Source organism: Mucilaginibacter sp. A5337, from assembly GCF_059690695.1.
In genome coordinates this window covers 144,304-168,425 of the sequence record NZ_JCAWEC010000008.1, presented here as the reverse complement: position 1 = coordinate 168,425, position 24,122 = coordinate 144,304, and the positions used below count along the sequence as shown (strand labels likewise).

The window sequence follows — 24,122 nt, the reverse complement described above, 5'->3', positions numbered from 1 at the left end:
TTAAAGTCAAAGTGATAAAGGAGTATGCGCATTGTCATCCTCCGGCACAGGCATCAGCCGGAAGCCTGTGCTGTCCAGCACCGATCGTACCCCGAGAAAGCGATCAAGGTCATGATGTACTGCTTCGCGCACCATAGCGGCAGGTGCCAGGGGCATCGTCATCTCGTAACAGAACAGGCCCGGCCGCAGGGTGACATCCACCTGTGACCGCGGAACGAAGCGCAGTTGTTTCCAGGCGAGGATATACAGGTAGCGAACATCTACATTGGTCGCCCGTACATGCACCATGCGTTTGACGGTATCTCTTTCTACTTCCAGTCCCGAGTTAATGCCGCGGATCTCCCCGCTGAAAATACTCCGGTAAGAAAAAGCCGAATCCGGTGCGCCGTTTCCGTTCACCATCAGCAATTTACTTTTATCATAGTCCAGCACATCGCGTTTTTCCGGCACGGGCAATGCACCACCCGCCAGGACTTTCCGGATGTTCGCTGCGGTCACGTCGATCCCGTCCGTAAAGCCGAGCACCACGCCATCCTTACTTATCCATGCCTCATGCGGCAGTAACCTGTGCGGGAAGAGCTGGTGCAAGACCTTATCCGCTACCACGGTCCGGAATTTAGATACACCCGCTTTTTTTAAGAAAACATTATTGGCCTGAAAGCGTGTAACTGCTTCGGCTTTTTCATAGGTTACGGGGATAATGGCGGCCTGATCACCGAACACTTTTTGCAGTGAATCGAGCCGGGGCATGCCCTGGATGCAGCCGCTGCAGGAGGTGGCCCAGAAATCGATAATCAGGAGTCTGCCTTTATAGGCTGCAAGGCTGATGGGCTTGCTGCCATTATTCAAGGCTTTAAGCAGTCCTGTTCCGGGCAGCCTGTCCCCTGTCTCCAGCGGCTTTACCATTGCGGGAGCTTCAGGCCCCTTATTTTTTTCATTATTGATATTTCCCTGTGCGCCTGCGCCGAAAAAAAAGCAAAGCAAGGCCAGGAAGCTGAAAAATCGCTTCATTTTCAATGAGATTAAAGTTCTATTTACTGAACTAGAACGGTCCGGCATAAGCCGGGAATACTAACCTGCGGTATGCAGGTCGTCGTCGTTGCCGCTGTTTCCTTTGTTTTTGCGGGATCTGTCGTCGTTTCGCCCGCAGATGACGCAGCGGCCGTTTGTTTTTATTTGCAGGTCATATACGCCGTTGACGAGGCTGATGAGGCCGTCGAACAGCTGTGCTATTGCTTTGATATCGGGCAGTTGTTTTCCGGTGGTATGGTTTGTTGCCAGGGAGAAACCCCGAAAAGCTTCCCAGAGGCCGGCTCTGACTTCTTCTGGATCAAAGTTTTCATAAAACACACGGACGGCCTGCTCGGGTGTCCTGACAAACACATCTTTCAGGTCTACTACTATTGCACTCATATATGACGATGGGAATAAACGGTAAGTAACGACATAGCTTCGCCTTTCCGGTGAAAAACTGGTGGTTTCACGGTTAGGCAAAAAACAAGAAAACGGCAGCCGGTTTTAATTAACTATTAACAGGACTGCCGTTTTCGGGGATTTATGTAGGGGATTTTATTACGTTTTTGATCGGGTTTTGGAGGGGATGGGAAGAACAGCTGAGAGAAAAAAAATTCTGACCAACACTTAAATTCCCAAAAGCTGCTATACGAATTGTGTGCTCACTTATATGCAGTGAATAATTAATATCAACTAAATATGGGAGTTCGGTTTCTTTAATCATTGCTCGTATATTAAACGAGCCTCGGATGATAACATTAAGGAGGGGCGCTCCGATTTGCTTTATTCCCAAGGTCTCACGCTCTCGAACTCCACAAAACGATAGCGCCCACATCCTTAATATGCAAATATAAGCATATCAAGACATGCAGGCATAATCTACCGTTCTCGCGTTCGATTTGTTGTGAGACTTGGGAAACGAGACTCTTAAATTACACCAATAACATGCATAAATAACTTAGCTAAATTTCAGCTCCGATATTTTGCATTTAAAATATCTATATCACAAATATAAAACAATTAGTTAAAAACACAAATAAAATTCTCCTTTTAACGCTAAAAAATAATTATTATATAATAGTTGATTTAAATATGAATGATCAACTTAAGAAAGGAAAGAAAAAAACACACGCATCAAAACTTGATAACCTTCTTCGAAGAATTGGAAATGCTTTTAAAAGACAGCGGAAGGGACTTGGCTATAGTAGTTCAATTGCTTTTGCTGTAAGTAAAAACATATCAGAAACTCAATATGGAAAATACGAAGCTGGATCAGAAAACATGACTATAGAAACATTTCTTAATACAGCTGATTTGCTGGGCCTTTCCGAGGAAGATATATTTAATCCCAACTTTTTAGCATTATCCAATAACGATAATTCGCTTATAGAGAAAAGCAAATCCCACCTTATTAACCAAGTTAGATACCAAGTTACACTTTTAATAGGCGAAAAAAAAGCAAATGAATTTAGTAACGACGATCTTGAAAGATTATATATAATAATTGCCTCATGTAATATTCAATTATCCAAAAAACAGATCATCAAAAAATTAGGGCTAAAATCCAAAACTCCAAACTTAGAGCATCTTATAAAATTCTCGATCAGTTCGGAATGGATTTCAATGACCAATCCAGAAAAGCCCAATAGCAGCAATCAAAAATATTATACTACTGAAAAAGGGAAGGAAATCTTAAAATTCAATGGATTAAACTGACTGTATTACCTTTCAACGGGGAGCGAAAGAGTCCAATATAGATTTTGAACATTACTAAAAAAACCTGTGGCTTGTCTAACGCGCAAGCGACGAAGGTGGCGTATGCTTTCGAAATGAAAAGAGATACTAGATAATAAATAGTTATCTATTACTCGGCAATGAACAGATTACTTATTAATTGTTGGCAACATCTATTTCTTTTCTGGCTTCATTTCCTGTATGTGATCGTATGTTTGCAGGAGAAAACTACACATTGCCCCGGCGAGATTTACCGCAAGTGCGGCATGGCGTGCCGAAGGCTTAACTTTAGTTTTACTTTTACCGTGTGCATCTCCCAATTTATTTCTCAGTGCGCCCAATCCCTCAACGACTGTTTGGCACCCCCCGAGTATTTGTTTAAATACTGCCTCCGTATGTTGATCCGGTGCAAGATTTAATATACCAGCCACTTGTTTATACAATTTCGGCAATTCGATTGTGTCATCGTAAACTTGGTTCTGCGAATCAAGAATATGCTTACAAACTACTTCTACTAGTGCTCTCGCCGATGTAATAGCAGCTTCTGGATCATCATGCATGCGTTGTAATGCTTTATTCCAGGTTTCTGAGATATATTGCTCATTAACGGTTTGGACGACTTCATTAATATGGATTTCATGAGGTGCGTGCCCATTTAATTTTAAAGCGGCATTAATCAAATGCTCGAAACTTTCTTTAATAAACAATCGGCGCTCTGCATAAGACGGTAAGTGATATTTTATAAACTGCCAGTATTCATATAAATTATTACTTTTTTGGACATAATCCGGAACATATGTCTTTAACAGAGGATGTGCAAGTATGTCTCTTCTGATAACCTGGAAATGCTCCTCGTCCGCATTACCACCTGTTGCCCGTGATGTAAGTAAGCTTTTTAAAACCGTTACTTTTTTGTAATAATCTTTTGAGACTTCATTCCACGCGGCTTCTATTTTCTCTAATTGTTCTTTTGTACCTCCTAAAAGTTGAAAGTCTCTTTTTAGATCATTTATTGAAGTAATGAAATAGCTGAAGCTGATACATTTAGAAACGGCAGGGGTCAATTCTTCTGTTACTTTGGCCGGATTAATGTTATACAATCGATTTAAAAATATCGCTAATACATCTTGATAAGATATGCCCTCAATCAACCCAAGCCAATTAGTTTGTTGTTTTGCGGTAACTTCGTTTACAGCTTCGGCATATTCATTGGTAAAACCGGTGTCATTAGCGATACGAATAAATTCATTGTCCTCCATGAAGGCAGGAAATCCGATCCCAATAAGATCATCATAGAGAGGTTTAATGTGGGCAATTATATCCATGCGATAAAGTTAACTATCCTATAAATATACATCTTGACAGTTAACTGTTTGCAAGCGCTATGATAATTACAGCCACTATTGTCTAACTCCTCTGGAATCGGGCAGCTGGCCAGGGTTCCAGTAAAATATCTTTCTCCCGGCATAAATGGAAACAGGGTGTATGGGGATCAGTTGTGCACTGCGGTCAGATGAAACAATAAGTTCGATCATTTTATTTTCGACCATATCCCATGCCCAGTTTTTAAGTTTTTTTAACCTCTCAGGAACATTTCCAATAAAGTCACAATAAAAATTGGCTACAGTATCAAAACCATTTGACTGTGTGACTTGGGAAAACAAAAAAGCAAATTCTATAGTATTAGTATTGTGCGTCAGGATATGGGTTATCATTTCCCGAAACATATCATCTGGTAGGCTGAACATTCCGGTGTTCAGCAAGATGCCCCCAGCTGCATTTAAGCGGAAACCTCTATTTTACTTTTGCCACTTGCTAACTTATTCACCCTGATCTGCGCCGGAATGCGTTCCATTAATTCCTGAACGTGAGAAATTACGCCGACTTTCCTCCCCTGATTATGTAATGCTTCCAGGGCGCCCATGGCTATTGTCAGCGTTGTCGGGTCCAGCGTACCAAATCCCTCATCAATAAACAGCGATTCGACATTCATCTTGCTTGATGACAGTTCGGCGAGCCCTAGTGCCAATGCCAATGATACCAGGAAGGATTCGCCGCCTGAAAGTGAATACACCGTCCTGACTTCGTCACCCATATCTCTATCCACCATCTGTAAGCCCAACGTGTTTTCAATCCGCCTGATAAAATATCTTTTGCTTAGCATTTGCATATGAATATTGGCAAACCCCAACAAGACATCCAATGTAAATTCCTGTGCCATTTGACGGAACTTCTTACCGTCAGACGACCCGATAATCTCGTTTAATTTGCTCCAATTTTCGTAAATCATGGCTTTCCCCTCAATTTCCGTTAGTAACCCGGCAATAGTTAGCAGGTTAATCTGATGCTGCTGTATTTTAAAGTTGTTCTCGGTCTTACTTGTATTTGCTACCTGAAAGGAAATTTTTGCTTCATTTACCAAATCTGTGATCTGCTGCAGATCCTTATCAGAAATTCGTACAGAGTTATGCTGTGCAAGTTGATTGGTTCGTTCGTCAAAAACAGACTGACTCCTGGTTACCGCGTCATCAATTGTTTTTATTTCGCGCCGCTCCGTTTCTATCCATTGATGATCAAATTGCAGAAGTTCAATCAGTTCCTGTTCCGACAATTTTACTTCCTGTTTCAGGTTATAATCATCAAGCCACTTCCTGATTTTTGCTGAATGTTCCGTAATCTGAGTTTTAAGACGGGCGGCTTCCGTAGCCAGGTTTGACAACCGGGATTGTGCTTTAATCAGATTACTCTCTACTTCCTGGGATTCGGTTCTTGCGTCTGCAATTCGTTTTTCGTTATCGGTTATCTGCTGGTCGAAACGGCTTTGTACGGCAACAATATTTTCGCCCTGGAAGATGCTATTCCGCTCTTCTGTAAACCGTTTAAGATCGGCTCCCAATAAGGAGTACACATTTTGCACTTTCGCCAGTTTACCGCTCAGGTCGCCGGATTTTGCGGTCAAAGCGGAAAGCGCTGCCGATGCGACTTCTTCCTGTCTTTTGGTTGTTTCAAGTGATTGAATTTTTTTGCTCCACAATTCACTAAAATCGTTCAATTGTTTTACAAATCCTTCCGCATCTTTTTGCCAGGTATCAAACCAATCTCTTATTTCGAAATGAGGGTCGAGCTCTGAATGTATTTGATTAAGGTCTGTGTCACAACTTTTTTCCAATGATTCGAGATGTGTATCGGTTGAAATCAGCGTATTTCTTTCACCTTCTTTATCTTTACGTTGATTCGTCAATTCGGATAGTGAGTTCTTTATCCTGTCAACCTCGAGTTGAATTCTTTCTATCTGTTCTTTATTCTTATCAAACTCATTTATTTGGTTTTCCAGCTCTTTCTGTTTACGTCTCAATCCTGCCAGCTTTTGATTAAGCCAGTTTTCCTTTTGGTCGTCCGAAACCGTATCAGTTTCCGGCTTAACGGCAAATAAATCCCACTTTTCCGAAAGCTGATCAACGTTTTGAGACCTTACTGTCAATTGATTTTGAGCGGTTTTGACAACCGCTTCCAAATGGACAATTTGTGAAAGCAGGTCAGTATTTTTCTTCACACATGCCTCATAATGACTTTCGGCAGAGCGAAAATCTTCTTCTATACCGTTGAGCAAAGCAGCCAATACGGAAGAATGCCCCTTATCAGGATGCTCAATACTGCCGCAAACCGGGCATGGTTCACCGTCAACAAGAATCGCCCTTAAGTGCTCAACATTTTCAGCAACTCTCAGCTTCGCCTTGTCAAGCGTTTGGCCGGCTGCATCCCGCCTGATCCTGGCGTCACCGAGTTCTACTTTTACAGCAGGTGCGAGATCCCTGCCGTTCGTTAAGGTATCCTGATTTGATGTCAGGCTGTCTGATAAACTTTTTAAATCGAGTTGGGCCTGATATAGCAGCTTCCAATGCGCAACGGCTTCAATGATTTGGGTTATGCCGGCGTCAGCAGACTGCTTACCATTTCTCAGGCTTTTGAAATCGGTGTCTTGTATTTTTAGCTGATACTCGTTGATCGTTTTCAGTTTGGCATTAAGCGTTTCGGTTTCTGCTTGAATGCCGTTAGTCAAATTTTCAATATCTATACGCAATTTCTCCAATTTTAGAGATGTTGCTTTTCGGCTGTTTTTTGCCTGGTTAAGTTGAGCAAGCGTTTTGCCGGCATCGGTCAGTTTTGAAGTGATGAGGTTTAAGTTCAAAACTAACAGTTCCCGGTGTTTATTCTTTTCTTTCCATTGTTCCAGGTCCTGAATAACGTTTTTCAGGCTTTTTACTTCTTCGCCCTTCAGAAGACACTGTTCATCATGTTTTTCAATTTCGGAACGTGACGCTGATAATTCAATTTCACAATCATTTACTTGAGTACGTTTTTCGCCAATCTTGATGTCAAGCCCGCGGGCTTTTTCAAACATTGGCGCTGCCTCACTTACTTTTCTTTTCAAATCCGTCAGCGCGGTTTCTGCATTAAGCAGACGAGTTTTGCTTCCGGAGCTGGCATTGGTCAAGCCGGTGATTTCTGTCGACACTAAGCCCGCCTGCACCTGATTTTCATTCAACTGATTCGACGCCTGTACTCTCGCATCATTGAATGACCGGTTTGCCTGGACCGCATTAACTTGCGATAGTTTCGTAACGCGCCCGGCAGCATTGGTTTTGACTTCAATGGCGGAATCAACGCCATTTTTGGCGGTGTCAACCAGGCTTGTTAATTCAATTAAACGGGTATGCCAGTTTCTCTCGCCTTCCAGGTCTTTGACTGATTTCTCCAAATCGGCGATTTGGAGATCAAGTTCCTTTTGCTGGTCGCCGATCAGCGCCAACTCTTCTTCGGAAAGAATCTGGAGACCCTCCTTTTTAATATTAAGTTCCCTGAGCTCCTGCTCAGCCTTTCGCCATTTTTCAAAAACCAGCTGCGATATTCGCGTATAGATGAAGTTACCGGTAAGTTTCTCCAAAAGAGCTGCCTTTTCTTCTTTGTTTGCCTTTAAAAACGCCGTAAAATCACCCTGCGCTAACAGAACCGACCTTGTAAATTGTTCGAAACTAAGGCCTACCACGTCCTCGATTACATCTAAAGTATCTTTTTTCTGCCCGGATGTAATGGTATTGTTATCCAAACGGGTCAGCATTATCGTATCCTTCTGAAGCTTCCCATCCACTTTACCATTTGCGCGCCTCACCTGCCACAAGGACTTATAATGGTACCCGTCAGTTCCAACGAAATGGACTTCGGCGAAGCCTTCGCCTGTACCGTCACGAAGTATCCCCCTGACATCACCCTGTGAAATCTTGCTGTTTTTTGTATCGTCTATCTCGATACCGCTTTCTTTTGCCTGGACATAACGGGGTGTTTTTCCGTAGAGCGCAAGACAGATGGCGTCCAGAATGGTCGATTTGCCTGATCCTGTAGGTCCTATGATGGCAAATATACCTGCCGAACATAAGGGTTCAGCTGTAAAATCGATTTCCGTCTCGCCATCCAAAGAGGCCAGGTTTTTTATCCTTATACCTAAGATTTTCATTTTTCCTCCTCCGAAGACGCTTCTATCAGAACCTCGTTAAAAAGACCCGCTAATATTTCAGGAACCGAGCTATGATACTTTGCTTCATATACTCTTGTAAATATCTCGACCGGCTGGATATCTTCAAGCTTTTTACTCGTTAATTCCTGCGTTTCCGTCTCGATCCCTGCCTGGAGATATTTGATATCGATTTTTGCCAATCTTGCATATTTACCTTTAAGGGCGTTTTCAATCTTATACCGCAAACCCGGCTCAGGACCCTCCAATAATACCCTCACTTCCAGATAAGGAGCATTTACCAGATCTTCATCGCTGTCCGGCGACGCATTTATCAATGAAATGACTTCGTGAAGCGGCTGATGCGCCGCCGGGATCCGAAGAAGCGGAATCGAGACAGGGACATCAATCGGAGCAAGGTTTTCCAGTGTCCCGTTATTTATTTCAAATGAAAGCACTTGGTGCCTGTAATTACTTTCTGTAAATGACATGGGCACGGGCGTGCCGCAATATCTGATGTGGTCATGACCACCGATCACTTGCGCTTTGTGTATGTGTCCCAAAGCCACATACGCCAATCCGGTTGGAAAGGCGGCCGCTGATACGCACTCGATATTGCCCAATATCGGCCTTTCATGGTCATCATCTGACGATTGCTGCGCGCCCGCGGCGAACAGGTGCCCCATCGCTACCATCGATTGATCTGCATGCTTTTTACCAACGACAAGTTCGCAGGTCTTTTTATAAACCTCGGACACACCTTCCGCATAAGGGTCGCTGCATTCCGTAATGACCGGATATTCACCCATTCTCAAAAAAGGCACAGCAAGACAAAATACTTCTGTTTCCCCGTTATTGCCTTTCAATGGGATGATGAGTTTTTCATAATCAGTATTGCCTTCACCGTCTTTTTCGACCAAACCCACTATGTGAATATTCGACGATTCGAGTAATGGCTTGGGCGATTCAAGCCTGGACGGGGAATCATGGTTGCCTGCTATGATGACAATCTGAATCTCAAGGTTAGCTTTAACTGCCTTGTTGAGGAATGTGTAAAACATTCTTACCGAAGCTGCGGAAGGATTAGACTGGTCAAATACATCGCCACTTATGAGTAAGACATCTGTCTGGCGGTCTCTGATAACTCCCTCCAGGAAAGTTAAAAAAGACAGATGCTCGTACGAACGATCATATTCATAAAACAGCTGCCCCAAATGCCAATCGCCGGTATGGATGAATTTCATTTATATATTTTTTTCTTCTATGGTAACAATTTTCGAACTCTCGAGGGTAGCAAGGATTTCACCGATATTCTCGGTTGACTGGCTGCGCATCCTGCCGTTTTTATCGGGCCTTTGATGGCAAAATGTAAAGACCACACGTTGCTTTGCCCGCGAAAGTGCAACAAAAAATGTGCATTTATCCTCATCGGGGTTGTCCTGAAACTTCCAGAAAGCGCCATCTTCGAGGCCGATAAAAATCACGGTATGGTATTCAAGCCCTTTGCTTTTATGAACCGTCATTACCGGAATAGTGTCTTTCCCCGTCAACTGATCTAGAGCAGCAGGCATGTCGCTTGCGTAAACGCCGCTTTCGACCATTTTCTCCAGAATGTCTTTTATCAGCTCGTTGAGGTACTTGACATTCTTATAAGCCGGATAAAAGGCTTTTATCCTGTCTCTTCCGGCAAAAGAAACAATCTCCTCAATCAGTCGTGACAGCAAGTCTTCCGTAATCTTCTTTGCGGCGTACGATTTTGTTGCTTTTTTTATGAATTGATGAAAACTGCTTTCCAGCCGTAACAGTTGTTCATCTTCAAATTCGGTGTGGATATTACTCAGAAAAGAGAGCGCAGTTTTTTTGTATTCGGCCTGTTTTTTGCCGAAAATCAAATAGAGCGCACTCACAATATATTGAGTTATCTCCTGTGTGAGCAAATCTTGAAAAGCATTTTCGTCTCTTGCTTTCACACCATGTTCGTTGAAATACCTTATCAGGCCTCCGGCATAGCTTCCTAATTGCTGTTTAACCAGGATGCAAATGTCACGAAGATTCAGCCCTTCGGCATCCACCCAGCTTTTTACTTCTTCCAGGAGCGACTGCATCTCTTCCTGCGGTTTGTTATAGACCCAAACAAAGCATTCCCCCGCATCCGGGTCCCATTTTTTGGAAGGAGTTGCAAAATCATCTTTGCCAAGAAGATGTTCAGTTAAATGGTTCAGCAACTTTACAAGCCTGGGGGCACAGCGGAAATTCATTTTTAGCGAAACTTTGGCGGCCCCTGTGTCATTCATAAAATCTTCGAACACAGCATCGAGTGCACCCGCCCAAAGCATGATCCTTTGCTTGTCGTCGCCCACAGCGGTATAAATGGAATTGCTTCCCAAAAAACAGGCCTTAAAAAAATCATATTGCAGGTCAGTCGCGTCCTGGAACTCGTCCAAAAAAACATACTGGTAAGTTTGCTGCAGGTACGCCTTTATTTTGGGGTTTTTGTTGATAATTAACTCGGCAAGCCGCATTATCATTTTAAAATTGAGCTTTGACGGTGTTTCCGAGAGCATGCTTTTCCACACCTCCTTTCTCAGCCTGTTTGCAGCGCCTTTCGCGTGCAGAGGCAGGCTTGATGCGGTATGCTTTTTTAAGGTTGCAAGCGCCAGAGGCTGGCGCTGGTCGTAATTGTTGTCGAGATCGGCCAGCTGGTAGTAGCTCAACGTTTCGGTGTCCTTCATCGATATTTCATAATCGGCATCAATGCTATAATCCGATGGCAACGCCATTTTAAACCTATCCAGAATTTGTTTGGCAAAGGAATCGAAAGTCATCGAATCAAAGCGGCGCGACAGTTCATCGCCACACCTCAGCTTTACGCGTTCCCGCAGGTTAAATGCAGCGTCCCGCTTAAAGCTGATCGCCAATATTTTTCCGGGGAAAGTACATGCATTCGTTTGCAGCAAATAGCTCGCTCTTTGCGCCAACAGCTCCGTTTTTCCGGCACCAGGGCCTGCAAGAACCAACGAATTACCGGTAGATTTTACCACGGTTAGTGCATTGTCCTCCAATTCGAAGCCATCCGCCGGAGCCCAATCTACTTTTTTTATCGCTTTGATCATTTTTTTAATTCAAGCAGCGATTGAATCTCATCAAAAATGATGTCAATTACCGGCGGTAAATTATCAAGGACGTCCTGGTTAGTCATCAGGGACAAGGCGTGAATATGCGTCGACGGCTTTCCTCGCCCTAAGAAGTGGTAGTTATACCAAATCATCAGTTCCTTTTGATCTTCGGAATAGGTTTCGGCGGTGGCACTGTCTGACTTTAAGGTTGCGTGGATGCCCGTTTCCATTTTCTTTTCAAATTCGTCCGGTTCGTCATCCTTGTCCGGAATTTCCGGCCCCCCGCCTTTGGGAATTGCTTTTTTATAAAAATCAGTATAATGTTCGAGCATCAAAAAGTCCAGATCGAGCGGCGCGGAAAAGTAAACTCGGTATTCGGTCAGGAAGTTAACCCAGGATTCCAGATTTTCTCTTTGCTTTTCCGTGTCCAGCGTCCATTCATGCATTTTCTCGAGCGACTCATCGCTCAAAATACTGTCATCACTCAACTTTAATAATTCATTTTTATCCACTCCATTCTCGATCAGTTGGTTGAGGGCATATTTTACCCGTCCCCACGCCCCACCGTATCGTTCCGTATCGAGATCGAGCAAGGTCAGATAGGGAATATTCAGTGCTTTGAGCAAGCGCCAGATGTGGTTGACGAACCGGTGACCCAGCGGGGCAAATGTGATAATATTGTCATCAAAGTCCGTGTTCCGGACTTCCATGAGCCTATTGAAAACGACTTCCTCCGTATCTCCTTCACCGATCACCACCAGCTTTGAAAAATATATTTCCGGGTAATTATAAATGGCCTCCTTTATGTATTTATAAGCCTCGTCGAGTTTTTTTGGCAGAACGATGCCGCTAACCTGAGTTTCAAATTCTTCGGTGATCCTGAAGTGATGGATGGATTCCGGATCGAGCCGCTTGACAATTGCAGGTGTGTGGGAGGACAAAACCACCTGGCAATTGGCTCTTTTTGCAATTTCCTTCAAAATACTTACCACCCGGCCCAACAATTGAGGAGCAATGTGATTTTCCGGTTCCTCGATGGCCAGGATAGTCATTAACGGCCTGTTGATGCCGATGCTTTCCTCGTCTTCCTTTTCCGCAAATTTCTCTTCAATTTCTAGTAAGGCGCAGACCAAAGTCAAATAGAATAATGACCGGTATCCTTCGCCGAGGTCATCTATGTTGAACTTTCGGTGAGTTGGCGTCGGGCTAAAGGAAATCTCTATTTTTTTGAGGATCGAATCGAAATCGCTTCCGCCAAAGCCGAGTTCTGTATCTTTATAGCGTTCATCCTTATGAAATCTCTCCCAATAACTTCTGATCGCCTTTTCCACGGTAATCAGTTCAGGCAATTCCCGAAAATCCTCATTTATACCCGCAATCGTTTCGTCGAATTTCTCCCTGAAGTCATCCTCATACTTTATTTTCCTGAGTACGCGGTAAAGAATGCTTCCTGATGCATACTTCAATTGTTCGGCCGGGCGGCGAATTGCCGGAACGTACAATATCTGGAATAGCATTTTAAAGTGCGATGGCACGAGCTGCTTTATTTCTTCACCTATGTCATCTTCCGAGATCTTGATGTAGTAGGTTTTAATATCGATACTGCCCTCTGGTTCATAGGCGATTTTTTGCCAGCTGGCCTCGAGGCGTATCCGAAGATAAGGGTCGGCGCCCTCTTCATCCACCACCATATAGCTGAAAAAGTGTGGAATATTTTCTTTTTCGTCTTCATCGAAGTCTATTTTAACTTCAATGGATAATTCTCTTGACTCAATTTCCGCAGGATCCTCATCTTTCTTGATATGGAAATCTTCAAGTCGAATATCACGTTCATTAGACGCACCAAAAACTTTTCTCAGCGCGTCTAAGGCTGATGTCTTGCCTGAGCTATTCAGGCCGATAAACGCAGCAAGGCCTTTTTTTATGGCGATAGTTGTCTCGCTTCCAAAGGAACGAAACCCTTTTATTTTTAATTGGCTGATAAACATATTATTTCAGGGGTTGAAATTATTATAATACAAAGTGACGGAGTTTTTGACACTAATTCCTGAATGGTGTATTTTTCATTCTTATCGACGATTCATTTAAAATTGACAAAGAAAACCGGTGTTTAATACGACTTATGTATAAATATATTGGAAATCTCGGGGTTTGGGCGGTAAGAAAGGAGTGGATGGAAGAGGTTTCATCATAATAAGGTTTTTTAAATGTATAATATTTTTAGAAAATAAGCATAGCGAATAGCAACTAAATATCATTACTAGCGAGCTATAGCCTTAAATTATCTCTATATGAGTTAGCAGCATTGGTGCCGAACTAGCGGAAAGAGAGCCTAAACATAACCTTGGCCAGTACGATGCCGCTGCTTTCAGGACCTTGCAACGTTTGACGATGATGGATGTTTATTCATGATATTGGCGTAAAACATGATTATCACAGGTCAACAACGGATAACTGAACATTATCCGTTGTTTAATCTTAGTTTTAAGCATCTACATACATCCCAAATACTTATTATAAAGCGCATGCCGCCGCCAATTGCAATGACACATGCATTCTTTTTTATGCATTTGTTAAAAGCAGTTACCGATAGCCGGATTCCCGCGTTGATAGCTTACCCTCCCTCAAAATGGCAAAGCGTCCGGCCGGTTTTCTTCGCGCTATCAAGACTGATGTGAATGATTTCATGTTTACAATTACGCAACCCGCTGCAGCTCTTCCGCAAATGATACCTCTTAGCTCCCAGACTGTCACAGATATAAACGGAGCCGGGCGGGGGCGGTATCCACGTTAGCAAAACCCAGGGGAAGGCCAAAAGGATTAGTATACCATTTTTCCATACCATAGACCATCTTTTCTGATTTGAAGGGCTGGCTTCAATTTCTCCTTGTCTTTTTCGGCTTCCAGCTTCGGGTTGCTGACTTTCGTATTCTTCAACCTGGCCTTCATCCTCTCCTGTGCCCGGCCTCGCTGCATCGATAAGGGCAGTTATCGGTTTTCCGCCTTCTGGCGTTACTACAATATAATATTGATAGGGCCTGGCTTCAAAATCCGTCAGCCAGGCCAGCAATTCTACTACCCGCTCTTCCGGGTTTTGTGTTCTGCCCCTTAAAAAATTAACGAGTGGTCTGAAGTCGCTGACATTAATTTCAGTTATGGCGTTCACATACCCAGTCTGATCCTGGTGACTTTTAAAAAAAGCAGCTAAAACTTTTTCATCTGACCGCTTAAATCTGCTGGTGCAGACAAAAATCGCCTCGTCTCTTAGCGTTACTGCTGTTGGGTGAACCAGACCAAACCTAAGATCATTCGCTGCTTTACGCAGTTCATAATCCCGTAATACAGCGGCTCTATATTCATGAAAGCGAAACGGCATGTCAAATCTATCGTTAAACCTTAACTTTTTCCAATCTTTGTATCACCGCGAGCAATGCTTCCAGGTGGGTATAGATCTCATCCACGGACTGGATCTCCTGCCTGACCTCTTTCTTCGCTTCATCCAGTACCACCAGGTACTTCTTGCCCGTGCCTAAGTACAACCTGCAGATGGTTTTGCGGTTGTTATCGTCGAGGAGGATGGCGAAGTAGGATAAGGCGTCGCGGTAAGTGATGCGGTTTGCGCCTACGTGCTGCCGGAGCATGGATTTAACAATATAGAAGCCTTCGAGTTCTTCTTCGGTGGTAATAATACCGTTCTGCGGCTCAGCTACAGCTTCTTCCATTTTCACGGCCTCGGCGACTTCCATTTGTTTCTCCTGGTTTAGCGCAGACTTCAGCCGCTCGCTGATCGCATCGCTGACCAGCAGGTTAAGGGAACGTTTTACGATCGGGGTAAACTGCTCCTTCACCTTGGTCGTGATCACCCCTGAATAAACTTGTTTGGTCAGGAAGGTTACAAATGCTTCCGAGGGCAGGATCATCTCTTTATTCAGCAGGCCTTTCAGTTCATTCAGGTACTTCAGCTCGCTGGCGGTATTGGTGATGCTTTCCACGTCGAAATAGGACTTGTGGAACTTCTTCAGTTCGACAATCTCTGTTTCCTTGATTTCGGTGATATTGAACTCGAAGAACGGGGTGCTGTCCATCTTGTTCTTTTCGACAAGGTCGGTATAGAAGCGGTAGTTGAGTCCGTTGGTCAGCAGGCTGAATTTGGCTTTAGTGGTATGGAAATACCGGAATAGTTGCGAATTGTGCGGATCGAGGTCTTCGAGGTGGTGCTTGCACTCGATGAGGATGGCGGGTTCAGCATCTTTCATAATGGCGTAGTCTACCTTCTCCCCTTTCTTGATGCCGATATCGGCGATAAATTCGGGGTTGACCTCGAAGGGGTTGAATACATCGTAGCCTAATACCTGTATAAAAGGCATGATGAGGGCATTCTTGGTGGCTTCCTCGGTCTTGAGCTGCGGGAGCATCTTTTCCACGCGGGAGGCTAATTGTAATATTTGGTCTTTAAAGTCCATAATGGTGATATAAGCATAGATTTGTTTAAATGACAATGACTTAGCCTGAATAATATCAATGTCCAGGCCTGCATTTGAATATATTGTATTTATCTGCTGTTCAACCGTTCCCTGGCTTCAATCTGCTGACTATACCAGTATTTCTGTGTGGAGTAATCGTAAGGCCAGTCCTTGCTTGCTTGTTGTTTTATCGCGTCGTCCGGGATCGTGAGCATGTACCGGTAATCCTCCAGTTCCTGGTTAACCCAGTATTCTTGCGTGCTGTAATCATTTGGCCAGTCGCGTTCAGCTATAGCTTTCAGTTTTCCGGTGACCCGGTCTTCTTCCGTTGGTGGTGCGATATCCGCAACAGCCGGTTTGACAAGTCCTGTATCCTGTTTCGTTGCTGCGCTGTCTACGCTTTCTGTCTGTACGGTCGCGGGTGGGACAATCACATGATCAGCGCCACTATGTCCATTTACATACGACAGTATCAGGAACAGAAGGCCATAAATGACCACTGACAGGCCTTTGGTTCGTTCTTTACTGTACCAAAACAAACTGGCCTTTGGGTTAAAGAAACCCAGCACTAACATGACGAGAGAAGCGATTATTAACAGGTTCATATATATAAAAATTTACAGCAAAGCTTACAAGAAAGGGCATCCGGAAATGGACCCGGGTTTACCGGATCCATTGTCTCTGATAGCACCGGCTATATTCGAGACCAGGTTTAGGATAATTCTTTCTCTTAATTACCATTTATTACCGGGAATCGGGCATCGTCTGTTCCTGGATCAATCAGGTTCAAAATAATTCCTGGACTAAGACTAACTCTCCGGCTCTCGCGCTCATTTTATCTCACTTTATCTTTACTCATTTTAACGGCCCCTGATGATCCAAATTTAGTTCCCGCTGAGATTGTTTTGTTACGGGAAACCGTAAACTGGGATTTCCGCCATTAGTCCTACCTCAGTTCGATCTCCATTTTTTGATAATCAATCGTAACTTTTCCGAATTTTTGCAGGGCGGATTGCCCCAGAAGCAGGGGCGCCTGCAAGTTATGTACAACTGTGGCGCGGATATTTTGCAGCTTTCTGTTCCCGATCCTGATTTCTTTGAGATTGATCAAAGTCCCTGCCGATATATTGCCTTTGGCATCGGAAAAGCTAGCGTCGCCAAGGATATCTTCCCTGGACAGCTTTCCCTGTTTATAGAGGAATACTGCTTCTGTTTCCGAGATAGAGATCACACTTGCTCCGGTATCAAAAATAAAATGCATAGGGATGCCATTGATTTCCACAGGTATTTTATACACACCGTCAAGCTGTTCAATTTTTACAATATTACTTTCTGTATGCAGAGATCTTTCAGAATGGTTACCGGTTCTCCGGTGCCCGGAACGTGAACAGCTCATTGTCAACAAAACAGCGAGCCAAATAAAAAAATGTCTGATCATTTGATTTCTCCTATTTTAGGTACGATCTGGATCAGGATACGCTGGTTCTGTTTGTCCTTCTCTATTGGATAGCGCCCGATACCGCCGGTACCCGAACCGGAAACCTGTACCTCGCAGACGGACTGGTCAAGTCTGATGTTATTCTGGATCCATAAAACCCTAATGGCCTGCGCCCTTTTATAACTCAGAGGATAATTCTCAATATATTGGTCGCGGGAAGACATCCCTTCGATGATCACGACATATTTAATATCCTGCCCGGAGTACTTCACTTTCAGGGTATCGATCAGTGTTTTGATCGACGCACCTACCTTGACCAGGTAATCGGTATATTGTGGTTTGATCACATCCTTTTGCGTCTCAAATTCAATGTTTTTCACAAGCGAAAAACGTTTATAAAGTGAGTCGTAGGCGAAATACTGCGTCGGCAGTTCCTTTACTGCTGCCTGGATCTGCCTGATCTTCTGAAGTTGGTTATCTGTAGCTTTACGCTGGTATTCCAGCTTGACATAGGTAAGCACATATAGTACCAGCATAATAAAAAACAAACTCGTCATCAGATCAGTGAAGCTCGGCCAAAAGAAGCCCGAATTATTTCCTTTCATACCTTAAAGTTTTTCCTTGATGAACAGGCTCCTCACCCGGTAGGTTAAACTGTTTTGCTGTATCTGCTCCAGTATACAGATCGAGTTTTTCAGGTTAGCGTTCAGTTCCCCGACGAGAGAACCGAGGCGGTCACCCTGTACCGCTGAACTGCTTTTGAACTGCGCGACATCTTTATTCAGATCGGACAATAGCGATAAATTGCTCAGATTCGTCCTGCTTTCTGACAAGGCGTTCTTAAGCGCTTCAATCTCATCCACGGTAAACTGCCTTACGATGTCAGTGGAATGCTGGATATGTTCCCGCAGGTCCACGAAGGTGCCCGAGATCGCATGACCGACATCGGCTACAGCACCGTTGACCAGGTTCTTATGATTTTCCAGATACTCGAAATGCCGGCTTAAAAAATCCATCAATGACTGGCTCTGATCCAGCCTGGACTTCAGGTGTTGCGCAATATCCTCAAAGTTACCCGTACGTTCCAGTAAGGCGTCCGCTTTGAATACCAATGATTTTGAGGACTCTACAAAAGTGTTCATATTTTTAAGGTAGCTGTTGAACTGTTCAAACTCCCTGACACTTTGTTGCAATTCCCGCAACACGGTAACATTAAATTTAGCGATCTGCGAAATATCAATTTTCTCCAACTTACTGAGTACCCGGTCCTGCGCAGTGATCGCTTCATAATTGACCTGAAACATGCCGGATAACCGGTCTAGGTTACCGGACATTTCCCGGTTGAACAACATCAGGTTTCTTTGCAGGGAAACCAGTGTAAATCCCAGGCTTTGGTTCAACACCGGCAGCAATTCGGTCTGTACAAAAGTGTAGAAGTCATTTTTATTGGCTTCAACCCTGCTCCTTGAGCCCTTGAACACATAACCGGAATTGATAATGGTAAGCAGCAAACCGCAAAAACTGGAAATCATCGCTACTTTTACCCCCCCGATCAACAGTGCGATACCCGTATTCAACTGCGCGTCCTTCGCTCCGTTATCTAACACGAGACCGAGATCCGGGATATTGAACAGGCCAATAACTATCCCGATCATAGTCCCCATTAAACCAAGATAAAGCGGGATAGATATACTCAGGTTGATCTCTTCTTCCAGGGCAGACACATTCCGTTCGACAATATCCTTGACCAAATGGAAATCCGCGGCGGCACCATGGTTGCGGATAAGATAAGTGTTCAATGACCTCCTGATTGTCCTAAAAACACCAGGCATATCATTTTCATTTTCTATAATGCCCAATGTAACTTTTTCCGGGCTGCTATCGGTCTCCGCTGCACGATCACATTCCTCCTCATTGATAACATCTTCCTCTGTTAACCTTTCATCCGTTACGTTTATGTTTGTGACCTCCCCCATGAGTTGATCGAGTAAAACTGCGGGATCAAGCATTTCCAGCTCGGCCTGACCGACTTCGTATTTTCTCATTTTCAAGGCTGCCGCTGGCGGCAACGCGGCCTCATATGTACGGATATTTTTATAGGTCCGGTAAAAAGACCGGAACTGAAAAAACAGGATAATGACGACCAGCAAACCCTCTATATATTCAATTTTCATATCTGATCTCCATTTTTGACAGGATTACCCATCTGTTTTCTCTCAGTTCCAATTCACCTGGCCTGACGAGTTCTATACTCCGGCTGTTGGCATTATAAGCATTCAGCGGGACGCAGCAGGGCTCAATACGCAGCTCCGCATATTGTAAGGCCAATCTTATCGATGTTTCGTGCTCATCGATCTGGAAGGAAGCCCGGTTACCTGGCTTCCTCGTTACTTTGTAAATGGATGTGCCCTCCCGGTAAACAGGCGAAGCAAAGTTATGATCAAAGCTACTGTCCAACCCCGGGGTTGGAAGATAGATGATCTCAACCTGGGCTTCATTGCGGTCCGATTCTGGAATTGGATCCTCATTAAAGGGTTTGGGTTCAGGCACCCAAACGGGTGCTGCGTTTAGCACTGGGTCTCTTAACTTCCGGCCCTGCTGTTCTACGGTCCTCCGGAGCTCAGCCAGTTCTCTGTCTATTCTTTCTGCTACCTGTCGGGTGGCAAAATCAAAATTATTTTTTGACAATTTATGCTGTACATAGTCCTGAAAGCGTTTGGGAACCTCTTCGGATCGCTTTTTACCTTTTCCTATAAGCAATATAAGACCGATGCCAAGCGTAAAAAGAATAGAGAACACATCGATCTCAAATTTCAAGCCACCGAACCAGCTTTTTTCCTCCTCAGGGTAAACGGGTAGCTTTTCCCGCGACGGCGATGCTTCATCGCTCTTACGGGGCGTGTCCGTGGACTGTAACGGCTGCGGCTTTGCTATTGAAGCTTTGACCGAATCTTTTGTCGCTACCTGATCGTTCTCCGATATTTTCTTTCTCAGGTCTGCAAGTAATTCTTCGAAACCGGATTCATACCGGTGCTTGCTATAAGATTTTTTGATTTTTTGGAACCTGTCATCGTCAAAGATGTCTTTCGTGAGAAAAGAAGTAATTCGATCAGGTTTCCAGGCCGGTTTAAAGAATTGGTTCAGTTGTTCTATTTCGCCAAGAAGCTGAATGTTGACTTCCTGCTTATTCTCCTTCAGGTAATTATTTATTTCATTGACCCCGCTTATCGTATCACAGGAGAATTTCTTCTGAAATTCCGTTTGCAACCTTCCCTGCAAAGTATACGCTGTGATCCTGCAACCGAGATAATTTACGTCTTTCTCAAAACGTTTCTTAGATTCCTGTGCCGAGGTTTTAATACCGGCCAGGACCAGTATAAATAAAAATATCTTTTTCATGTCTTATTGGATAACTGCAGATAATGCAGACAATTCACTCATCAGGTTATTAATGGTTCCGATCAGCGGGTAAAAGAAAAGGCTTTCTTCGATTTCACCTGTACTCACGCCATTCATTTTCTTATTGTATTCCAATCCTTCCTCCAGGAAATCGTAGGTATGCTTGCCGAACTCTGCGGTAAAAAGCTCCATGCCGGGATGAGAAACATTAAAATTTGTTTTGAACGAATAGAGCGAGTCCAGCTTCAGGAAGAATTCATTGAATGCTTTTACTTCCTTCACAATGGTTTCCTTTATTTGCTCGTCCAGCAGTTCGTATCTGAGAGCAGTAGTAGAAGCATCACCATCCACGCAGCTGTAAACTACCTTGATATCTTCGGGATCGATGACTTCCGTGGCCTGGTTGGTCATCAGGCCGCCTTTGCAGGTGACCTCTTTGGGATGATCCTTTTCCATCACCACCCTAAAGCCGTCGCCGTCAAATTTATCCCCCGATGCTTCTTCAAATATTATCTCGGAAAGTCTTTCCAGCGTTTTGATATCGGGCGTTATGATATTAAGCACCTTGGATCCCGTACCGCTGAAAATAAGATTTTTGGGTAGACCAATGTTTTTGTACTTACAAAGTTTAGCGATATGATAAATGATCGCTGCATAAAAATAAAGGAATACGATCTTGATATCTTCGTCATGGGAAAGTAGCTTGTTATAGGAATAGAGCCGGGAATTTCCATTTGCCTGTTTGTCAGCTATTGAAAAGAAGAAAGCATTGATGTCTTCCGTGCGGTTCTTTTCCCTGATGGAGTTGAGCACTTTGACCAGGTCATACTTATTATTGTTCTCCAGCAGTTTTTTGTAATGCATAAAATACTTACTGATCAGCTGATTGGAATTTGCAGCACCATATTCACTGTAAGCGTCGCCAAACAGGGAATTCGCTGCGAATTTAAAACTGGTCAGCAGCAAGGGCTTGTTACTCCTGAACACGACGACGTCGGTCGTACCTCCACCGATGTCAACAGAGATAACCGGCTTTGAAATCCCCCTGAGTTGATTACTTTCCTTAAAATAATAGTATGGGGCGAGGGATTCGGTCATACCTACAAGGTTGTCAGGATTGCCGAAATACCGCTCAAAAAGTGCACGCCATTCGTTTTCGAGCTGGCCCCGTCTACCGGCCGTCATGCTGGAGGGATAGAACCAGGTCAGCCGTGTTTGGGCGAGGTTCCCTTTACCAAACAAAACCTTGTTTCTCATCAGCATGATCAGGTTTTCCAGATACGCGTGTACACGTTGTGCATTGCCGTTCTCTTTTTTTGCCCACTTCAGGTTTGACTGGATCTTGTCTTTATCCTCTTTCTTTTCATATACAAAGGGGATATTAAGGTCGGCCAAAGTAAATGTTTCCACGGCATCGATATTGAGTGCCCGGTTTTCCGCAATTACGGTACGCTGGGGAAATGCATATTCCGATTGGTTACCGATCAGTTTGGGTACGAACTCGTAATCGATCAGCTGATAAATATCATCAGCTGAATACCGTCTGATCGAATCCAGCCGATCCGGGTGGAACAGGGTGCCCACCTGCGTTTCCGTGGCTTTTATATCAAATGCTTTTGGCCCCTCTTCACTGTTTTTGTATTCGATATGGGTATTGGTTGTGCCAAAATCCACAGCAAATTCAAAGACCTCATTCCCGGGTTCGTAGAAACGCCATTTGGGAATGATAAAGCCGCTGGCTCCATCTGTGGTAAGGTTCCGAAGCTGGATATAATCAAATTGTTCGTTCAGGACGTAATATTCAGAACTGGCCGTATCGCCCCCTTTCGTCCTCCGTTTTCTCCTGGCGGTCTCCGCAAGTGTTTCCTTTGCTCTGTCAGAAAAGAATTTCAGTTCCAGCTGGGCATTTTTCTGTAAGCCAAAGCAGTCCCGGTCGATCACCTGAACGCGGTAACTGGCTGCAATACCTGTGGCAGGCGTTTTAATAAAAGGAAAAACAGATACGCCGATCTGATGCTCGACAATCGCTCCCTTGTTCATTTCCGGCGCTGCATCCATACTTGTTCCTTCTGTGGGTGAATAATAGGTTCGTTCGAACGTAATGTATTCTCCCTGTTTTTGGACAGGGATCTTCAAAACGACTTTGACCGAAGCACTTGCGCCCTGAATCAATTCTATACTCGGCTTGCCGGGATACTTGTCAAGCAGATCGGCCGAATTGAAATAGTCGAAAAACGCTGGTTTCAGCGGCAACAGGTAACCTTTGGAATCGTCACCCGCTTCCACCCGGACATTTCCGTCAAAAAATTTATCCTTATTAATAGGGTAAATAAGCCGGATCAGCCGCGGCTCCAAAAAGTCGCTGTAAGTCAGGTAGGGATAAGAAATGCTAAGATTCGGAAGTTTCCTTTGAGCGAGCGGCAATGGATCTGAAAACGGTATAGTTTTTTTTGTATCCCAGGCATCCTGAACATACCGGAACCCCGACTTTGTTAAATTATTTTGTAACACTAAAGGAGGCTTTTCCCCTTTGAATTTAGTTGAGCTGATCCTGAAATCACTTTGACTGACCGCGTCAAGTATACTTTCAACCCGGCGTTTTCGCAGGGCAACACCCAATACTTCGACGGTAGCTCCGTTGATCCCGGTATCCAGTTCGTTGTAACCGTCAACCAGCGCAGTCCCCATTTGCCGCATGATCCTATTATAGAGTAATGGCTTCCTGCTGCTCAGTATTTCCAGGTTTTTCATCAGGTAATCGTTAAAATACCGCATCCGGGAACTTAGTACTGGATTAGCCTTAAACAGCGCGTGAAGGTAAAACTGAAAATCCTCATCCCTGGCGTAAAGCGGCACGAAACTGCCTGAAAAGGACCGGGCATTACCAGCCAGGTTAATCGCAGCGTGACTGAGATCGTTGCCTGTCGCAAAAAACAGCGTCACAGGGGAGGTACAGCCAATCACTTTATGATCACACACCACCAGGTAGAGGCAGGACATCAGGTCAAAATTGAATGCCTCCTGATCTTCTGACAGATAAAGTTTAAGGGTTTCCGCAAAACGGCGATGCTCTGGAATGCCATTTTTCAATTTCGCCAGCTCAAGATCCCTGTCCCAGCGGATCAGGCTTACCCGGTCACCAAGATTATCAATATTGAATAATATTTCAGCAAGGTCAAGGGCATCGGAGACCTGCTTTTCATTTTCCCTGCTTGCGATGGTATCTCCATTAGCATTATAGCTTCTCAGTTCCGGTGTGCGGCTGATGTTTTTAAAAGCGGTTTTGGCCAGGTCCATTCTGGCAAATGGTGTCGGGATCGCAGTAGGCAACGATTCCCCGCTTCCTCCTTCGGGGTCATTGATCAGCTCAATCTCCGTGTCCCCATACGCGTCGGTATCGAACCAGTCCTGTCCGCCCCGCTTTGAATAACCGAATATCTTTGTCATAA

At 44.2% G+C, this 24,122-nt stretch carries 17 protein-coding genes; 1 reads left to right on the top strand and 16 read right to left on the bottom strand.

Going from position 1 to position 24,122, the window contains the following annotated elements:
- Positions 1–6: 6 nt before the first annotated feature.
- On the bottom strand, positions 7–1,011 hold the full coding sequence (locus AC59JO_RS25245; protein ID WP_497308942.1) for a TlpA family protein disulfide reductase: 1,005 nt from the start codon (positions 1,009–1,011) through the stop codon (positions 7–9).
- Between the two features lie 60 nt (positions 1,012–1,071).
- Positions 1,072–1,413: a hypothetical protein gene (locus tag AC59JO_RS25240; RefSeq protein WP_497308940.1), complete on the bottom strand. Its 342-nt coding sequence runs from the start codon at positions 1,411–1,413 to the stop codon at positions 1,072–1,074.
- A gap of 693 nt (positions 1,414–2,106) precedes the next feature.
- Between AC59JO_RS25240 and AC59JO_RS25235 the strand changes: the two genes are divergently transcribed.
- Positions 2,107–2,730 (top strand): helix-turn-helix transcriptional regulator, encoded by a 624-nt coding sequence (locus AC59JO_RS25235; RefSeq protein WP_497308938.1) that lies wholly within the window; start codon positions 2,107–2,109, stop codon positions 2,728–2,730.
- 191 nt (positions 2,731–2,921) lie between these two features.
- Here AC59JO_RS25235 and AC59JO_RS25230 read toward each other — a convergent pair whose 3' ends face one another.
- The 14 genes from AC59JO_RS25230 to AC59JO_RS25165 form a co-directional block, all read right to left on the bottom strand.
- Positions 2,922–4,073 (bottom strand): abortive infection family protein, encoded by a 1,152-nt coding sequence (locus AC59JO_RS25230; RefSeq protein WP_497308936.1) that lies wholly within the window; start codon positions 4,071–4,073, stop codon positions 2,922–2,924.
- A gap of 75 nt (positions 4,074–4,148) precedes the next feature.
- On the bottom strand, positions 4,149–4,511 hold the full coding sequence (locus AC59JO_RS25225) for a hypothetical protein (RefSeq protein WP_497308934.1): 363 nt from the start codon (positions 4,509–4,511) through the stop codon (positions 4,149–4,151).
- A 17-nt stretch (positions 4,512–4,528) separates the two neighbouring features.
- Positions 4,529–8,260, bottom strand: a complete 3,732-nt coding sequence (locus tag AC59JO_RS25220) for an AAA family ATPase (protein WP_497308931.1) — start codon at positions 8,258–8,260, stop codon at positions 4,529–4,531.
- Entirely contained in the window at positions 8,257–9,501 is a 1,245-nt protein-coding gene (locus AC59JO_RS25215; RefSeq protein WP_497308929.1) for an exonuclease SbcCD subunit D, read from the bottom strand. Before AC59JO_RS25215 ends, AC59JO_RS25220 begins: the two co-directional genes overlap by 4 nt.
- Positions 9,502–11,370: a UvrD-helicase domain-containing protein gene (locus AC59JO_RS25210; RefSeq protein WP_497308927.1), complete on the bottom strand. Its 1,869-nt coding sequence runs from the start codon at positions 11,368–11,370 to the stop codon at positions 9,502–9,504.
- Positions 11,367–13,361 carry an ATP-dependent nuclease gene (locus AC59JO_RS25205; protein ID WP_497308925.1) on the bottom strand — a complete coding sequence of 665 codons (1,995 nt, stop codon included), beginning with the start codon at positions 13,359–13,361 and terminating at the stop codon, positions 11,367–11,369. The genes AC59JO_RS25210 and AC59JO_RS25205 overlap by 4 nt, the downstream gene beginning before the upstream one ends.
- 626 nt (positions 13,362–13,987) lie before the next feature.
- The gene (locus tag AC59JO_RS25200) at positions 13,988–14,749 is read right to left on the bottom strand and encodes a hypothetical protein (protein ID WP_497308923.1); all 762 of its coding nucleotides are present in this window, start codon (positions 14,747–14,749) and stop codon (positions 13,988–13,990) included.
- Positions 14,750–14,762: 13 nt separating this feature from the next.
- Positions 14,763–15,836 carry a type I restriction endonuclease gene (locus AC59JO_RS25195; RefSeq protein ID WP_497308921.1) on the bottom strand — a complete coding sequence of 358 codons (1,074 nt, stop codon included), beginning with the start codon at positions 15,834–15,836 and terminating at the stop codon, positions 14,763–14,765.
- Positions 15,837–15,925: 89 nt separating this feature from the next.
- A complete protein-coding gene (locus AC59JO_RS25190; protein WP_497308919.1) occupies positions 15,926–16,441 on the bottom strand; it encodes a hypothetical protein in 516 nt (171 codons plus the stop codon).
- A gap of 341 nt (positions 16,442–16,782) precedes the next feature.
- Entirely contained in the window at positions 16,783–17,274 is a 492-nt protein-coding gene (locus AC59JO_RS25185) for a retropepsin-like aspartic protease family protein (RefSeq protein WP_497308917.1), read from the bottom strand.
- Positions 17,271–17,879 (bottom strand): OmpA family protein, encoded by a 609-nt coding sequence (locus AC59JO_RS25180; protein WP_497308915.1) that lies wholly within the window; start codon positions 17,877–17,879, stop codon positions 17,271–17,273. The genes AC59JO_RS25185 and AC59JO_RS25180 overlap by 4 nt, the downstream gene beginning before the upstream one ends.
- A gap of 3 nt (positions 17,880–17,882) precedes the next feature.
- Positions 17,883–19,448 (bottom strand): hypothetical protein, encoded by a 1,566-nt coding sequence (locus AC59JO_RS25175; protein WP_497308913.1) that lies wholly within the window; start codon positions 19,446–19,448, stop codon positions 17,883–17,885.
- On the bottom strand, positions 19,438–20,673 hold the full coding sequence (locus tag AC59JO_RS25170) for a hypothetical protein (protein WP_497308911.1): 1,236 nt from the start codon (positions 20,671–20,673) through the stop codon (positions 19,438–19,440). The genes AC59JO_RS25175 and AC59JO_RS25170 overlap by 11 nt, the downstream gene beginning before the upstream one ends.
- A gap of 3 nt (positions 20,674–20,676) precedes the next feature.
- Complete coding sequence (locus AC59JO_RS25165) at positions 20,677–24,120, bottom strand: hypothetical protein (RefSeq protein WP_497308909.1); 3,444 nt, start codon at positions 24,118–24,120, stop codon at positions 20,677–20,679.
- Between the last annotated feature and the right edge of the window lie 2 nt (positions 24,121–24,122).

What these genes read in the sequence shown, in the direction of transcription:
- AC59JO_RS25165 (WP_497308909.1), bottom strand. Translation starts at nt 24,120, where the DNA reads ATGACAAAGATATTCGGTTATTCAAAGCGGGGCGGACAGGACTGGTTC.
- AC59JO_RS25210 (WP_497308927.1), bottom strand. Translation starts at nt 11,370, where the DNA reads ATGATCAAAGCGATAAAAAAAGTAGATTGGGCTCCGGCGGATGGCTTC.
- AC59JO_RS25235 (WP_497308938.1), top strand. Translation starts at nt 2,107, where the DNA reads ATGAATGATCAACTTAAGAAAGGAAAGAAAAAAACACACGCATCAAAA.
- AC59JO_RS25215 (WP_497308929.1), bottom strand. Translation starts at nt 9,501, where the DNA reads ATGAAATTCATCCATACCGGCGATTGGCATTTGGGGCAGCTGTTTTAT.
- AC59JO_RS25230 (WP_497308936.1), bottom strand. Translation starts at nt 4,073, where the DNA reads ATGGATATAATTGCCCACATTAAACCTCTCTATGATGATCTTATTGGG.
- AC59JO_RS25245 (WP_497308942.1), bottom strand. Translation starts at nt 1,011, where the DNA reads ATGAAGCGATTTTTCAGCTTCCTGGCCTTGCTTTGCTTTTTTTTCGGC.
- AC59JO_RS25175 (WP_497308913.1), bottom strand. Translation starts at nt 19,448, where the DNA reads ATGAAAATTGAATATATAGAGGGTTTGCTGGTCGTCATTATCCTGTTT.
- AC59JO_RS25195 (WP_497308921.1), bottom strand. Translation starts at nt 15,836, where the DNA reads ATGGACTTTAAAGACCAAATATTACAATTAGCCTCCCGCGTGGAAAAG.
- AC59JO_RS25190 (WP_497308919.1), bottom strand. Translation starts at nt 16,441, where the DNA reads ATGAACCTGTTAATAATCGCTTCTCTCGTCATGTTAGTGCTGGGTTTC.
- AC59JO_RS25205 (WP_497308925.1), bottom strand. Translation starts at nt 13,361, where the DNA reads ATGTTTATCAGCCAATTAAAAATAAAAGGGTTTCGTTCCTTTGGAAGC.
- AC59JO_RS25200 (WP_497308923.1), bottom strand. Translation starts at nt 14,749, where the DNA reads ATGCCGTTTCGCTTTCATGAATATAGAGCCGCTGTATTACGGGATTAT.
- AC59JO_RS25220 (WP_497308931.1), bottom strand. Translation starts at nt 8,260, where the DNA reads ATGAAAATCTTAGGTATAAGGATAAAAAACCTGGCCTCTTTGGATGGC.
- AC59JO_RS25180 (WP_497308915.1), bottom strand. Translation starts at nt 17,879, where the DNA reads ATGAAAGGAAATAATTCGGGCTTCTTTTGGCCGAGCTTCACTGATCTG.
- AC59JO_RS25170 (WP_497308911.1), bottom strand. Translation starts at nt 20,673, where the DNA reads ATGAAAAAGATATTTTTATTTATACTGGTCCTGGCCGGTATTAAAACC.
- AC59JO_RS25185 (WP_497308917.1), bottom strand. Translation starts at nt 17,274, where the DNA reads ATGATCAGACATTTTTTTATTTGGCTCGCTGTTTTGTTGACAATGAGC.
- AC59JO_RS25240 (WP_497308940.1), bottom strand. Translation starts at nt 1,413, where the DNA reads ATGAGTGCAATAGTAGTAGACCTGAAAGATGTGTTTGTCAGGACACCC.